This is a genomic window from uncultured Tenacibaculum sp. (genome assembly GCF_947502995.1).
Classification (GTDB): Bacteria; Bacteroidota; Bacteroidia; order Flavobacteriales; family Flavobacteriaceae; genus Polaribacter.
Window position 1 is genome coordinate 164,054 of sequence record NZ_CANNBW010000003.1, and the last position, 14,733, is coordinate 178,786.

11 protein-coding genes are annotated in these 14,733 nt (G+C 29.5%); 3 read left to right on the forward strand and 8 right to left on the reverse strand.

Annotated features, from left to right (window positions below; all coding sequences use genetic code 11):
* Positions 1-26 precede the first annotated feature (26 nt).
* Positions 27-542, forward strand: a complete 516-nt coding sequence (locus Q1A46_RS03545; protein ID WP_299674015.1) for a hypothetical protein — start codon at positions 27-29, stop codon at positions 540-542.
* Here Q1A46_RS03545 and Q1A46_RS03550 read toward each other — a convergent pair.
* The 4 genes from Q1A46_RS03550 to rlmN all read right to left on the reverse strand — a co-directional run bounded on the left by Q1A46_RS03550 (position 539) and on the right by rlmN (position 7,223).
* On the reverse strand, positions 539-2,983 hold the full coding sequence (locus Q1A46_RS03550; RefSeq protein ID WP_299674017.1) for a hypothetical protein: 2,445 nt from the start codon (positions 2,981-2,983) through the stop codon (positions 539-541). The genes Q1A46_RS03545 and Q1A46_RS03550 overlap by 4 nt on opposite strands.
* A gap of 69 nt (positions 2,984-3,052) precedes the next feature.
* Positions 3,053-5,401, reverse strand: a complete 2,349-nt coding sequence (locus Q1A46_RS03555; RefSeq protein WP_299674019.1) for a hypothetical protein — start codon at positions 5,399-5,401, stop codon at positions 3,053-3,055.
* A 35-nt stretch (positions 5,402-5,436) separates the two neighbouring features.
* Positions 5,437-6,183: a hypothetical protein gene (locus tag Q1A46_RS03560; protein ID WP_299674021.1), complete on the reverse strand. Its 747-nt coding sequence runs from the start codon at positions 6,181-6,183 to the stop codon at positions 5,437-5,439.
* The gene (gene rlmN, locus Q1A46_RS03565) at positions 6,183-7,223 is read right to left on the reverse strand and encodes a 23S rRNA (adenine(2503)-C(2))-methyltransferase RlmN (protein WP_299674023.1); all 1,041 of its coding nucleotides are present in this window, start codon (positions 7,221-7,223) and stop codon (positions 6,183-6,185) included. Before rlmN ends, Q1A46_RS03560 begins: the two co-directional genes overlap by 1 nt.
* Positions 7,224-7,385: 162 nt before the next feature.
* Between rlmN and Q1A46_RS03570 the strand changes: the two genes are divergently transcribed.
* On the forward strand, positions 7,386-7,907 hold the full coding sequence (locus Q1A46_RS03570) for a glutathione peroxidase (protein ID WP_299674025.1): 522 nt from the start codon (positions 7,386-7,388) through the stop codon (positions 7,905-7,907).
* A gap of 5 nt (positions 7,908-7,912) precedes the next feature.
* On the opposite strand, the gene Q1A46_RS03575 is transcribed toward Q1A46_RS03570, so the two are convergent.
* The 4 genes from Q1A46_RS03575 to Q1A46_RS03590 form a co-directional block, all read right to left on the reverse strand.
* Complete coding sequence (locus tag Q1A46_RS03575) at positions 7,913-8,488, reverse strand: NAD(P)H-dependent oxidoreductase (protein WP_299674027.1); 576 nt, start codon at positions 8,486-8,488, stop codon at positions 7,913-7,915.
* A 56-nt stretch (positions 8,489-8,544) separates the two neighbouring features.
* On the reverse strand, positions 8,545-9,108 hold the full coding sequence (locus tag Q1A46_RS03580) for a Crp/Fnr family transcriptional regulator (protein WP_299674029.1): 564 nt from the start codon (positions 9,106-9,108) through the stop codon (positions 8,545-8,547).
* Positions 9,109-9,193: 85 nt separating this feature from the next.
* The gene (gene queA / locus Q1A46_RS03585) at positions 9,194-10,243 is read right to left on the reverse strand and encodes a tRNA preQ1(34) S-adenosylmethionine ribosyltransferase-isomerase QueA (RefSeq protein WP_299674031.1); all 1,050 of its coding nucleotides are present in this window, start codon (positions 10,241-10,243) and stop codon (positions 9,194-9,196) included.
* 66 nt (positions 10,244-10,309) lie between these two features.
* Positions 10,310-11,542 carry a 3-phosphoshikimate 1-carboxyvinyltransferase gene (locus Q1A46_RS03590; RefSeq protein WP_299674033.1) on the reverse strand — a complete coding sequence of 411 codons (1,233 nt, stop codon included), beginning with the start codon at positions 11,540-11,542 and terminating at the stop codon, positions 10,310-10,312.
* A 41-nt stretch (positions 11,543-11,583) separates the two neighbouring features.
* Here Q1A46_RS03590 and Q1A46_RS03595 point away from each other — a divergent pair, with 41 nt between their 5' ends.
* On the forward strand, positions 11,584-14,691 hold the full coding sequence (locus tag Q1A46_RS03595; protein WP_299674035.1) for a glycosyl hydrolase: 3,108 nt from the start codon (positions 11,584-11,586) through the stop codon (positions 14,689-14,691).
* The last annotated feature ends 42 nt before the right edge of the window (positions 14,692-14,733 follow it).

The window sequence follows — 14,733 nt, forward strand, 5'->3', positions numbered from 1 at the left end:
TTATCTTTGATTGTAAAGTTTAACTGATGAAAAAAATTACTTGTTTTTTAATACTTCTATCTAGTTTTTTAGTTTTCTCTCAAAAAAAAGGTAAAACATTCCCTAATTCTTTTCTAGGAAAATATAAAGGAAACCTTGAGATCACTTCTAAAAGAGGAACGCAAAAAATCCCTATGGAATTTCATCTTACCAAAACGGAAAAGGATTCTGTTTTTAATTACGTAATTGTTTACGATAAATCTCCTAGAAACTACTCTTTAAAAATCGTTGATCAAGAAAAAGGAATTTATAATATTGATGAAAATAATGGTATTATTCTTCCTGCTTCGTTTTATAAGGATGTTCTTTATAGTTTTTTTGAAGTTCAAGGTAATTTTTTGAGTACTCGATTGGCTTTTGATTCCAATAAAATGGAGTTCGAAATTTTATTTACTCGTCTTGAAAACAAAACAACTACTGGAGGAATATCTAAAGAAATACCCGAAGTTTTTGGATATCCTATTAGTGTATTTCAAAAAGCTATTTTAGTAAAAACTGACTAATTATTTTTACGGTCGATTTTAAATACTTTTTCTAACGAAATCAGTTTTCCTTCTTTTGAAATTCCTTCAATAAACACTCGAACAGATTCTTGTTTTAGCTTAGGAAAAGTAATTGAATGTTCTTTGTTATTTTCATCTAAATAAATATTAGGCTCCCAATGTACTGCACCAAATCTCTTAAAACTCTCACTATTTGTATTTAAATATTTTGGCTGATAATATTCTTTTTGAACATGAAAACCTATTGGAACTTTGTATTCATAGAAAGCATTAACATAGTTTTCTGTTTGAACTCTATCTTTAGTGTATAAGTATATGCGTAAATCAAAAACGTCTGTTATAAAGATTTCATCATACTCACCTAACTTTGTATGCCTAAGATTTAAAAGTCTTGTAGGATCTAAAGTTATATCTTGATTATCTAAAAACACTCTAGTTTTAGATTCTAAAATCTCTCTTTGATCTGCAGTTGCATCAAAAGCTCTTGCTTTAGTCATGTTCACTCCGAAATCACCTGGACCGGATCTTGCAGCAACACCTTCATCAGCAGGATTATTTCTTAAGCTAAATGCTCTTTGTCTAGACCTCCTTATTCGAACTGTTTCTGGATTCGTTAAAATATCAAGTCCAATAGATCTTAAAAAACTAAACAAAGCTTGATGTTCAGAATAATCTTCACTTACTTTATAACCTCTGGCTCTATCACCTATTAATGGAGTATGATTAAATTTTAATTTACCCTTAACTTCAATTTCATTCAATACTTCTTCGGTTTCAGTTAAAAGAGCTGCTAAATCTTGGCCTTCATCTCGTGTTTCTATTTCATCTCTTTGTTCTGGAATTTTAATTCCTCCTTTATTAATTATTTGAGACGGCTGAACGTATAAATTCGGATACTTAAACTTCCCTTTTTCATTTGAATAAGATATATATACTTTAGAGTTTTCTTTAATAAATAAATTATCAAACTCAAATTTATTGTCTTTCAATTTTCTACTCGTAAACAATTTATTTTGTCCACTTCTAATAAATACATCTACATCATTCCCTAAGCCAGTCATATTAAAAGTACCTTTTACTTTAATTCCTCTTTCAAAATCAAACCTTTCTACAGGCGGATTATTAAAAATATTATACCAACTGTATTTAGACCATCCTTGAGTTAGAAGCAACAAGTCTAATTCCCATAATTTTTTTCTATTTATATCAGTAAAGAAATAATCTCCTTTTTTAATGCTCCCCTTGATATAAGGTGCTAAAAGAAATTTAGAATAAATATTTTGATAAGGTTTGTACGCCTTAGTATCATATGGTAAAACAGATGCGCTTAATTTATATTCTCCTAAATTATTTAAACTCTTAACGTTTAATGACACACTATCTTTTCCCTCATTAAGGTTAATTGCCACATTATCAAATAATGATTTTTGATAATTAAAAAATACACGTTCTGCAATAGGTTGATCATCATCTGTAAATAAAGTAACAATGTTTGTTCCTGGCTTGAAAAGTTTTTTACTTATAAATAACGAATAGGTTAATAAATTCTCTTTAAATTCTATATCTCTTCTTAAAAATGAATTCGTGTTATGAATTAAAACATAATACTTTCTATCTACTAATTCATCTATTGTTTCTTTATTTGTTGAAACAATTACTTTGGTCATATTACTACTAATATTCTCAAAAGCTAAAGAAACTCCTCTATTGTTTTTTATTGGAAATTTAGCTGTAATTTTCTCTCCGTTTCTAAGTTTTATTTCAGCTTTATAATCTTCCTCTAAATTGATATAAACAGGAACTTTAACCATTCCAAATCGATTTAAAGTAAATTCTTTAATTACTTCATTTTTACTATCTACAATTTGTCCTTTTTCAATTTCTGGAGTATTACCATTATTATCTTTAAGAATGATACCAACACTATTTCTAGAATTCGCTAATAAATGCCCTCCTTCAGGTAAAACTTGCAAATCATACTTTGTTTGATTACTAGTATTAGATTCTTTAGTTAGATTATCATTAATAATTTTTATTTTCTGAATAAAAGACTGATTCTCCTCAAAATTCTGCATGTAATTTGTTGAAGCTTTTATGTAAAAGTTGTTCCCTGCGAAAGTTGAATCTACTTTAAAGCTACCATTTCCTACACCATCATTTAAATAAATGAGTTTTGTTTTCTTAAATGCTCCTTTATCGTCATATATAGAGCAATATAAATTAGATGTCGCTTTATGGAGTTTTTGTGTATTTGTATTTAAAACATAGGCTTTAAACCATATTTCTTCACCTTTAACAAAAGAGGTTTTATTTAAGTGTAAATATGGCACTTCTCTTTCGTAGCCAAAATATTTAGTATAAGCACTATCAAGAACCTTATCCTGAGCTAACAATGTATAAACAGAGCTAATAAATAGCAGCAACAATTTTTTAGTTTTCATATTAGAATTTTTGGTCTACCTAAAGATACAAAAAAATAAACTAACACATTGATTACTAAATTAAAACAACTATTCTTCTAATGATTTTGAATTTTTATAAACTTTTTCTACCGCTATAAGTTTTCCGTCTTTAGAAACACCTTCAATAATAATTCGGATTTCTTCTTGATTTAATCTTGAAAATTTAAAAGTTTGTGTTTTATTGTTTTGATCTAAATTAATATTAGGTTCCCAATATATTGCTCCATACTTTTTAAAAGTATCAGTTGTTGTTGATGAATATTTAGGCTGATAATATGCTTTTGAAACATGAAAACCTAAAGGTATTTTATATTCATAAAAGGCGTTTGAATTATCAATAAATTCAGCTTTATCTTTACTATATAAGTAAATTTGAAGATCGAAAACTTCAGTGATAAATATTTCTTCATAATCTCCTAATTTGGTGAATCTCAAATTCAATAATCGATTATTATCTCTTGTAATATCTTGATTATCTAAAAACACTCTTGTTCTAGACACCAGTATTTCTCTTTGATTTTCTTGAAAACTAAATGCACTCTGTCTAATTCTTCTAATCTCTAAAGTTTGTAATGTAGAACGTACTTCTAAACCTTGATTTCTAAGAAAGCTTATTAAATTCTGATGAACAGAATAATTTTCACTGACTTTATAACCTCGAGCCCTGTCTCCAATTAAAGGAGTGTTATTAAATTTTATTTTCCCTTTTACTTCTACTTCTTCCAAAACCTCTTCTGCTTCAGTTAAAAACACTTTCTGCTCTTCATTAATTTCCTTTAATTTCTGCTGATCTTCAATTGGTAATTTGATATTAGATTTATCAATATTTGGATACGATCTTACATACAGATTCGGCGATACAAATTCACCTTTTTTATTGGTATATGAAATAAAAACCGATGATTCGTCTTTTAGGATTAAGTTTTTAAATTCAAATTTATTATTGATTGCTTTTTCGTTGACAAACAACTTATTTTTATCACTTCTTATAAAAACATCTGCAGATTTACCTATTCCAGCAACATTTAAAGTTCCTTTCACTTTTATACCAGCTTCAAAAGGAAATCGTTCTATTGGAGGATTATTAAACACATTATACCAATTGTATTTAGACCATCCTTGAGTTAATAATAATAAATCTAGCTCCCATAATTTTTTCCTTGTTATATCTTTAAAAAAATAGCTTCCATCTTTTATTTTTCCTTTGACATAAGGTTGAATTAGGAAATTAGAATAAATATTTTGAGAAGGATTGTAAGCTTTTGTCTCTGCTGGTAAAATAGAGGCACTTAAACGATATTCGTTTGATAATTCTTCTTTTCCTACAGTTAAAAAAATACTATCATTATCCTGTTTCATATCTAACGCTACAGTATCAAATAATGATTTTTGATAATTAAAAAAAACGCGTTCTCCAATAGGTTTATCAGTATCAGTAAATAATGTTACAATGTTAGTTCCAGGCTTAAATAATTTCTTACTTAAAAATAAAGAATAAGTTAATAATTCTGGTTTAAATTTTATTTCTCTTTTTAAGAAAGCATTCGTATTATGAACTAAAATATAATACTGCTTTCCTTGTATTTTTTTTATTGTTTCTGGATTAGTTTTAACAATTACCTTAACCATGTTACTACTAATATTTTCAAAAGCTAACGCAACTCCTTGTAGCTCTTTTGGAGGTAGAAAAGTCTCTAAATTTTCTTCATCGTTCTTAATTCTAACTTTAAACTCATCTTTTGAAGAAACAAAAACAGCAACTTTAGCCATACCAAATCGATTTAAAGAAAATTCTTTAACTACTTCTCCTGATTTATTTATAATCTGTCCTTTTTTAAAACCTATCGGATTTCCTGTAGCATCTTTTAAAATAATTCCTAAAGAGTTTGTCGTATTTGCTAGTAAATGTCCTCCTTCAGGTAAAACTTGTAAATCATACTCTTTTTTGTTTACTGGTTTTAACGTTTTCTCTTTACCATCTAGAATAGTTATTTTTTGAAGAAAAGTTTGATTTTCCTCAAAGTTCTTCATGTAGTTTGTAGCAGCTTTTATATAATAATTTTTACCTGAAAATGTTGAATCTATTTTAAAACTTCCATTTCCTACACCATCTTTTATATGAACTAGTTTTGTTTTTTTAAAAACTCCTTGATCATCATAAATTGAACAATGTAAATTGGTAGTATAGGAATGTAGTTTTTGTGAATTCGTATTTAGCACATATGCTTTAAACCAAATTTCTTCTCCTTTAGCAAAACTAGTTTTATTTAAATGTAAGTAGGGAATTTCTCTTTCATATTGAAAGTATTTTACATAAGCACTATCAATATTTTTAGTTTGTGCACTCAAACTAATTACAATAAACAACAACACAAATAATATGCTTTTACTTTTCATAATAGATTTTTTAAATCTATTAAAAGTACAAATATTTATTTTGTTAAACTTCGGATAGCTTTGAATCTACTCCAAACTTGTTTGTTTTTTCTTTTGTATATTGAAAGTGTTCCTCGATCTAAACCATAATAAAAAAAACAAATTCCTGAAGGAGGATTTGCACTTGGTAAAAACTCAAATTTCCCATATGCAATACTTGGCCAAACCCAGCAATCTAAAGATGTTCCTACGATTTCAACTACTGCCACAATGAAGTACATACTTAGATAGAACAAACGTTCTTTTGGGTATTTACGTAAAGAATAGAAAACTAAAATTGTAAGTATAAATCCAAAAATATCTTTCCTGAAAACTAGAAATAACACAGCATAAATCACAATACAAATTGAGATAAATATCTCTATTTGTTTTCTGTATGATTTTACTTTCTGTTTTCTGGAGAAAAAATAAATCCCTAAAAAGATTACAGCATGACCAAAAGGCACATAATGAGGAATATTATGTAATCGGTAAGCATACATTCCTAAAACTAAAGAAAAAAGATATTCTCCAATTATTCCTATTATTAGCGCATATATTAATTGTTCTCTAACTCTTGATGTTCCTTTAACAAAAAAATAAATATAGACGAAAATGACTAATATATTATTCAACCATTGTCCGTGTTCAAAATAGTTTTCAGCAAAAAACTTACTATCTAAAAATAATCCTAGAAAAATGATGAAAATTAGCCAACCAATAGATTGAACAGTTTGCCCGAATAACGTTTTAGAAAGATTCATTAAGATTTATTAGCTAATTGCCCGCACGCAGCATCAATGTCTTTACCTCTAGATCTTCGAACATTTACTACTATATCGTGCATTTCTAAGTTAGAAATATAATTATTTAATGCGTTTTGAGAAGCTTGCTGAAATTCACCATCGTCGATTGGGTTATATTCAATAAGATTTACTTTTGCTGGTACATATTTACAGAATTTCACTAAGGCATCAATATCTTCTTTTCTATCATTAATTCCTTGCCAAACTACATACTCGTATGTTATTTTTCTATTCGTTTTTTCGTACCAATATTCTAATGCTTCTCTTAAATCTTCTAATGGAAACGTAGAATTAAATGGCATTATTGACGTTCGAACTTCATCAATAGCCGAATGTAAAGAAACTGCTAGATTAAACTTTACTTCATCATCAGCCATTTTTTTAATCATTTTTGGCACACCAGAAGTAGATAAAGTAATACGTTTTGCAGACATTCCTAAACCTTCAGGAGATGTAATTTTATCTATTGCTTTGATTACGTTATTATAATTCATCAGCGGTTCTCCCATTCCCATAAAAACAATATTTGTTAATTTATGATTATGATATAATCTACTTTGCTGATCGATTGCTACTACCTGATCGTATATTTCATCTGCATTTAAATTACGCATACGTTTTAAACGAGCAGTTGCACAAAATTTACAATCTAAACTACAACCAACCTGACTAGAAACACAAGCTGTGGTTCTTTTTTCTGTTGGAATTAAAACAGATTCTACAATTAAACCATCGTGAAGTTTAATCGCGTTTTTAATGGTACCATCGTTACTACGTTGCATCGTATCGACTTCAATATGATTAATCACGAAATTTGTATCTAACATTTCTCGTGTAGCTTTAGAAAGATTGGTCATATCATCGAAAGTATGTGCAGCTTTATTCCACAACCATTCGTATACTTGATTTCCTCTAAAAGCTTTATCTCCATTTTCAACAAAGAAATTTCTAAGTTGTTCTTTCGTAAGCGCCCTAATGTCTTTTTTCTGTGATTTCATCACTGCAAAAATACAGTATTGATTCTAAAGCGAAAATCTTTAGAAAAACTAATACTTAGAATATTTCAAAATAGTTGAAATAACAATTCAAAACATTTTCATAACACAAAAAACAATTAAATTTATATTTCAAAAGTATTAACAACTTTAAAACGTTTGAATATGAAAATCTTAAATAAAGCAAAATTATTTTCATCTGCTTCTGAGGTAGAAAAACAATCTATTTATGACATTAAGATTAACGACATTCGTAATCAACCAATTTCACTTTCAGACTTTAAAGGAAAGAAAATATTATTTGTTAATGTTGCTTCTAAATGTGGATTTACAAAACAATACAAAGAGTTACAAGAGTTAAGTGAAACCTATAAAGATCAACTTACTGTAATTGGTTTACCTTGCAATCAATTTGGAAGTCAAGAACCAGGAAATGAAACTCAAATTCAAGAATTTTGTGATATCAATTTTGGCGTTACTTTTCCGTTAACAGAGAAAATAAGAGTAAAAGGTAGTCAACAACATCCTTTATACAACTGGCTTACATCTAAAAGTTTAAATGGAGAAAAAAACTCAAAAGTTCGATGGAATTTTCAAAAGTATTTAGTTGATGAGCAAGGAAACTTAATCGATTATTTTTACTCAACTACCAAACCTACAAGTACTAAAATAACATCAAAATTATAATCTTTTTACTTTAGGTTTTTACCAAGATTAAACACTTTATTTAACCATTCTTTTCGAAAATCTTGAGTTGAATTTTTAATTGGTCCAATGTAAGTTAATTTTGTTGGCTTCACCCCACAAAATGCTAAAACTCCTTTTTTTAGTTGATTAATTACTGAGTTTTTTAAATACAAAGAATAGTACCATTTTGGAGAATCTGATGTTATAATTAATCGAGCAGTTTTACCTTTTAATAACTTTTTAGGTAATAACTTTCCTTCTTCTATATCAAACATAATTCCAGGTAAAAAAGTTCTATCGATAAAACCTTTTAATATTGCTGGCATTCCTGCCCACCAAATAGGAAAAATCCAAACTAAATGATCTGCTGCTTTTATCTTTTCAACCGCAAATTGCAAATCTGGTTCTAATTCAGTTCGTTTTCGATATCCGAATTGTAAATTTGGATTAAAATCAAGTTCCCTGATATTTATAAACTCTATCGAATTTACTGAAGATATTGCTCCTTTGTAATATATTTCTGCTAAAGCATTATTAAAGCTATCTTTATCTGGGTGTCCGTTTATAGTTACAATATTCATTGTTTAATTTTTCTGCTAAATAACAATGAACTCAATTGTTAGAAAAGGACAAATGTCTAATAAATTGTTTTTCGAATTCTACTTAAATGTCGCTGTGTGATTCCTAAATAAGAAGCTAGATAATTTAATGGAATTTCTTTTACCAATTGAGGTTGATTCTGCAATAAATCTAAGTATTTACTCTCTGCTGTTTCTTTTTGAAGCATAAATATCCTTTGTTCTAACTCGATATATTCGTATTCTGCTAAAACCTTCAATAACATCGTCCAATTAGAACTTTCTTTTTCTAATTGAATTAACTGTTCTTTCGTCCAAAATAAAACTTCAGTATCTGTTATTGCTTGCAAACTCTCTACTGAAGGTTTGCCTGTAAGATATGATGAATAAGCAGATGCAAAGGAGCCAGAAAATCTAAAACAATATGTAATATCTTCTTCTGTAGAAGACCAATAAAACGATCTTAAAATTCCTTCATTTATAAAAAAAATCTTAGTGTTCACTTTACCGCTTTCAGCTAAAAAACCTCCTTTTTTAACTTTCTTTGCTTCTCCTTGATTTATAAAATTTTGTATTTCATCTTCAGATAAAATCTGAAAACTTTTCAAATAATCTTCTAGCATTATTATTTTATAAAATTCACTTGTAAAAATAAAAAAACCGGATAATTTATCTTATCCGGTCTTTTCTCTATTATTTTAAAAAATATTAAATAATTAACATCGCATCTCCATACGAATAGAATTTATATTTTTCTTTAATTGCTTCTTGATAAGCTTCCATTACAAAATCGTGACCAGCGAAAGCTGAAATCATCATTAATAATGTTGACTTAGGTGTATGGAAATTTGTTACCATACTATTTGCAATACTAAAATCATATGGAGGAAAAATAAACTTATTTGTCCACCCTTCATATGTATTTAATCTTTGACTAGCAGAAACTGAAGACTCTACAGTTCTCATTACAGTTGTTCCTACTGCACAAATTCTTCTTTTCTTTTCAATAGCATTGTTAACTACATCACAAGCTTCTTGAGGAATAATAATTTTCTCAGAATCCATCTTGTGCTTCGATAAATCTTCTACTTCAACTGGATTAAAAGTACCTAAACCAACGTGTAAAGTCATTTCTGCAAAATCTACTCCTTTAATTTCTAAACGCTTCATTAAGTGCTTAGAAAAGTGAAGTCCAGCAGTTGGTGCAGCTACAGCTCCTTCATGCTTAGCGAAAATAGTTTGGTAACGCTCTTCATCTTCTGGCTCTACATCTCTTTTAATATATTTTGGTAATGGTGTTTGACCTAATTCGATAAGTTTTCTTCTAAACTCATCGTAAGAACCATCAAATAAGAAACGTAATGTTCTTCCTCTAGATGTTGTGTTGTCAATTACCTCTGCTACTAAGCTTTCATCTTCACCGAAAAATAATTTATTTCCGATACGAATTTTACGAGCTGGATCTACTAAAACATCCCATAATCTATGCTCTGCATTTAACTCTCTTAATAAAAAAACCTCGATTCTTGCTCCAGTTTTTTCTTTATTACCGTACATACGAGCAGGGAATACTTTGGTGTTATTCAACATCATTACATCTCCTTCATCAAAGTAATTAATTAAATCTTTAAACAACTTATGTTCAATAGTTTGTTCTTTACGATTTAATACCATCAAACGAGCTTCGTCTCTGTGCTCAGAAGGATATTCTGCTAATAATTCACTAGGTAAATCAAAGTTAAATTGAGATAATTTCATTATAGTTATTTATTAATGGCGGCAAATATACGATTTCAATATAGGGCTTGTCAAGCGTTTCATCTTTTATTTTAAGACTTCTTGTTCAATCCCAACCTTTTCAAAATCAGACCAAAAATCTTGATATGACTTTGTTACAACGGTAGCATCTGCTATTTTTATTGGAACTTTTAAGGCTAATGGCGCAAAAGCCATTGCCATTCTATGATCGTGATATGTCTCTATCGTTACGTTTTCTTGTATTGAATTTGAAGTATTTAAAAATAATTCTTCGTTCGTAACAGAAATATCACCACCTAATTTAGTAATTTCTTCTTTTAACGCTTCTAAACGATCAGTTTCTTTTATTTTTAATGTGTGTAATCCTTTTAAAGCACAAGGAACTTTTAAAGCAAAACAAGTAACAGCAATAGTTTGAGCAATATCTGGTGCTTTTACTAAATCTAACACTAATTTATCTTGAGTTCCTAATCTTTCTTTCTTTAGCGTAATTGTATGATTATTGAATTCGGTAGTTACTCCAAAATGCTCATAAATTGAAGCCAAACAACTATCTCCCTGTAAACTTTCTTTTTTGTATGAAGATAACGTAATTTCTGTACCTACCTCACTTAAAGCAACCAAAGAATAATAATATGAAGCCGAACTCCAATCCGCCTCAACAATAATATTTTTTGAGGAAACACTTTTTTTATTGAAAACTTCTATTGTATTTCCTTCAAAATTTGTTTCAATTCCAAGCTGATTCAATAAACTTAAAGTCATTTTGATATAAGGAATAGATGTAATTTCTCCAGTTAATTCTAACTTTAATCCGTTAGGTAAACTTGGCGCAATTAACAATAAAGCTGAAATATATTGACTACTCACATTTCCTGCAATAGCAACATGATCTTTCGTAAAAGCTTTTCCTTTTATTTTTAGCGGAGGATATCCTTCTTTTTCTAAATAGGTAATATCTGCTCCTAAATCTTGTAATGCATCTACTAAAATTTTAATTGGTCTGTTATGCATTCTTTCAGATCCCTGTAAAACTTTAGTAGTTCCTTCTTGTGAGGCAAAAAGTGCTGTTAAAAATCGCATTGTTGTTCCTGCGTGCCCTATATCTGCTACTTCTTCATTACTATTTAAGGCATTTTGCATATGTACAGAGTCGTCCGAACTAGAAAGGTTTTCAATAACCAATTCTGGGAATAACTGCTGAAGAATTAACAATCTATTCGATTCACTCTTAGAACCCGAGATAACTATACTATTTTTAAATAATTGATTTTTAGGAATCTTTAACAATAAGTCCATTAACAAAATTTTATATTTAGCTTCTTAATCAACTAAATCAAATGAAAAAACTACTTTTTGGAGGAGTAATACTGCTCCTTTTCTTGAGTATCAAAGTTAATGCTCAAAATAACAATAGCCAATTTTCTGAAGAATATTTTAACGCAATCGATTGGAGAAACATTGGTCCGCATCGTGGAGGACGAAGTTGTGCTGTAACTGGAGTTCCTAAAAAACCGAATTTATTCTACATGGGAACTACAGGTGGTGGTATCTGGAAGACGATTGATGCTGGAAATACTTGGCAGAATATTTCTGATGGATTTTTTGGTGGTTCTGTAGGTTCTATAGCTGTTAGCGAATGGGATAACAACATCATTTATGTTGGAATGGGAGAAAAAACTGTTCGCGGTAATGTTTCTTCTGGTGATGGTGTTTGGAAATCTGAAGATGCTGGTAAAACTTGGAAACATATGGGATTACCAAATTCTAGACATATTCCTAGAATGCGCATTCATCCTAAAAATCCAGATATTGTTTATGCTGCCGTTTTAGGAGATTTATACAAGTCTACCACAGAAAGAGGTGTTTATAAATCTACAGATGGTGGAAAAACTTGGAAAAAAGTTTTATACAGCAATGCAGATGCTGGAGCTGTAGATTTAATTATCGATCCAAATAATCCTAGAACTTTATATGCTTCTACTTGGAATGTAAGAAGAACTCCTTATAGTTTATCTAGTGGCGGTGAAGGTTCTGGAATTTGGAAAAGTACTGATGAAGGTGAAACATGGACAAACATTTCTAAAAACTCTGGATTACCAAAAGGTATTTGGGGAATTTCTGGTTTAGCAGTTTCTCCTGTAAATTCTGAAATTGTTTACGCACTTATAGAAAATGAAAAAGGTGGTGTGTACAAATCTTTAAATGGTGGAAAAACTTGGAGATTAATTAATAGCGAACGTAAACTTCGTCAAAGAGCTTGGTATTACACAAGAATTTATGCAGATACTAAAGATGAAAACATTGTATATGTTATGAATGTACGTTATCATAAATCTACTGATGGAGGAAAAACCTACAAAACATACAATGCTCCACATGGAGATCATCATGATTTATGGATTGCGCCGGAAGATAATCAGCGTATGATTATTGCTGATGACGGAGGAGGACAAATATCTTTTGACGCTGGTGAAAACTGGTCTACTTATTTAAACCAGCCTACTTCTCAATTTTATCGCGTTACTACAGACAATCATTTTCCATATAGAATTTATGTAGCTCAGCAAGATAATTCTACTATTAGAATTGCGCATAGAACAGACGGAAGATATATTACTTCACAAGATTGGGAATCTACTGCAGGTGGAGAAAGTGCTCACATCGCTGTAGATCCTTTAAATAATGATATCGCTTATGGTGGAAGTTATGGTGGATTACTAACACGTGTTGACCATAAAACTGGTGCATTTAGAGCAATTAATGTTTGGCCAGATGATCCTATGGGACATGGAGCCGAAGATTTCAAATATCGTTTCCAATGGAATTTCCCTGTATTATTTTCTCCTAACAACAAAAAGAAATTATACGCTGCTTCAAATCATTTGCATGCAACTACGAATGAAGGGCAGTCTTGGGATATTATCAGTCCTGATTTAACAAGAAATGATCCTAAAACTTTAGGACCTTCGGGAGGACCAATTACCAAAGACAACACTGGTGTTGAATACTATGGAACTATTTTCGCAGTTGCTGAAGTTCCTGGTGAAGATGGGGTTATTTATACTGGCTCAGATGATGGTTTAGTTCATATTACTAAAGATGGTGGAAAAAATTGGACAAACATCACTCCTAAAAAAATGCCAGAATGGATGATGATTAATTGTATTGAAATTGATCCTTATACAAAAGGTGGTGCTTATGTTGTAGGAACAAAATATAAAACAGGAGATTATCAACCTTATATTTATAAAACGGAAGACTACGGAAAGTCTTGGAAAAAAATAACTTCTGGAATTGGTAATGAGGATTTCACAAGAGCTTTACGTGCTGATCCTAAAAGAAAAGGATTATTATATGCTGGTACAGAAAGAGGAATGTATATTTCTTTTAACGATGGTAAAAACTGGCAAAAATTCCAATTGAATTTACCTTTAGTTCCTATTACAGATTTAGCTATTAAGGAAAATAACTTAATTGCAGCTACTCAAGGACGTTCTTTATGGATTATTGATGATTTAACTCCATTACATCAATTAAACAGTAAACTTACAAACCAAGATTTCTTTGTTTACAAACCAAAAGAAAGTTATAGAATGGGTGGTGGAAACGGAGCTAAATCTAGAAGAAATGGAACAAACTACCATGGAGGTGTTCCAGTGAACTTTTACGTTAAAAATTACACCAAAAAAGATACTGTTTCTCTTAAGTTTTATGATAGTTCTAAAAATTTGATTCGTGTATTTAGCACCCATCCTGACAAAAAACAAAAAGAAGGAAAATTAAAAGTAAAACAAGGTGATAATTTATTTTACTGGAATATGATGTATACTGGAGCAGACCGAGTGAAAGGCATGATTTTATGGTGGGCTTCTTTAAGTGGACCAATGGCTTTACCTGGTGAATATAGAGTTAATTTAACTGTAAATGGAAAAGCTAAATCTGAAAACTTTACTATTAAAAATAAGCCAAACTCTGAATCAACTCCAGCTGACTTAAAAGCGCAATTTGATTTTATTAATAGCATCAATTCTAAAATGACTGAAATTCATAAAGCATTAAAGAATGTAAAGAAAATTAGAGCTCAAGTAAATACTTTAAAGAAATCTATTAAAGATAAAAAGAAACATAAAGACTTATTAGATTTTGCGAATCAATTGGTAAAAGACATGACTGTTGTTGAAAACAACTTATATCAAACAAAAAGCAAGAGTAATCAAGATCCTTTAAACTTTCCTATTAAGTTAAATAACAAATTAGGACATTTAAATTCTTTATCTCGTATTGGTGATTACAAACCTACAGATCAAGCTGTAGCATTTAAAAATGAAATCACTAAGCAAATTGACATTGAATTAAATAAGTTATACGATATTTTCAACAACAAAGTGAAAGATCTAAATCAAAAAGTTAAAGCTAGTCAAATTGATTTCATTCAATTAGATTAAAAAGAACTTTTAACCTATAAAAAAAGGCTGTTTAAAATATTT

What these genes read in the sequence shown, in the direction of transcription:
- Q1A46_RS03580 (WP_299674029.1), bottom strand. Translation starts at nt 9,108, where the DNA reads ATGCTAGAAGATTATTTGAAAAGTTTTCAGATTTTATCTGAAGATGAA.
- Q1A46_RS03575 (WP_299674027.1), bottom strand. Translation starts at nt 8,488, where the DNA reads ATGAATATTGTAACTATAAACGGACACCCAGATAAAGATAGCTTTAAT.
- Q1A46_RS03590 (WP_299674033.1), bottom strand. Translation starts at nt 11,542, where the DNA reads ATGGACTTATTGTTAAAGATTCCTAAAAATCAATTATTTAAAAATAGT.
- Q1A46_RS03555 (WP_299674019.1), bottom strand. Translation starts at nt 5,401, where the DNA reads ATGAAAAGTAAAAGCATATTATTTGTGTTGTTGTTTATTGTAATTAGT.
- Q1A46_RS03550 (WP_299674017.1), bottom strand. Translation starts at nt 2,983, where the DNA reads ATGAAAACTAAAAAATTGTTGCTGCTATTTATTAGCTCTGTTTATACA.
- Q1A46_RS03560 (WP_299674021.1), bottom strand. Translation starts at nt 6,183, where the DNA reads ATGAATCTTTCTAAAACGTTATTCGGGCAAACTGTTCAATCTATTGGT.
- rlmN (WP_299674023.1), bottom strand. Translation starts at nt 7,223, where the DNA reads ATGAAATCACAGAAAAAAGACATTAGGGCGCTTACGAAAGAACAACTT.
- Q1A46_RS03570 (WP_299674025.1), top strand. Translation starts at nt 7,386, where the DNA reads ATGAAAATCTTAAATAAAGCAAAATTATTTTCATCTGCTTCTGAGGTA.
- Q1A46_RS03545 (WP_299674015.1), top strand. Translation starts at nt 27, where the DNA reads ATGAAAAAAATTACTTGTTTTTTAATACTTCTATCTAGTTTTTTAGTT.
- queA (WP_299674031.1), bottom strand. Translation starts at nt 10,243, where the DNA reads ATGAAATTATCTCAATTTAACTTTGATTTACCTAGTGAATTATTAGCA.
- Q1A46_RS03595 (WP_299674035.1), top strand. Translation starts at nt 11,584, where the DNA reads ATGAAAAAACTACTTTTTGGAGGAGTAATACTGCTCCTTTTCTTGAGT.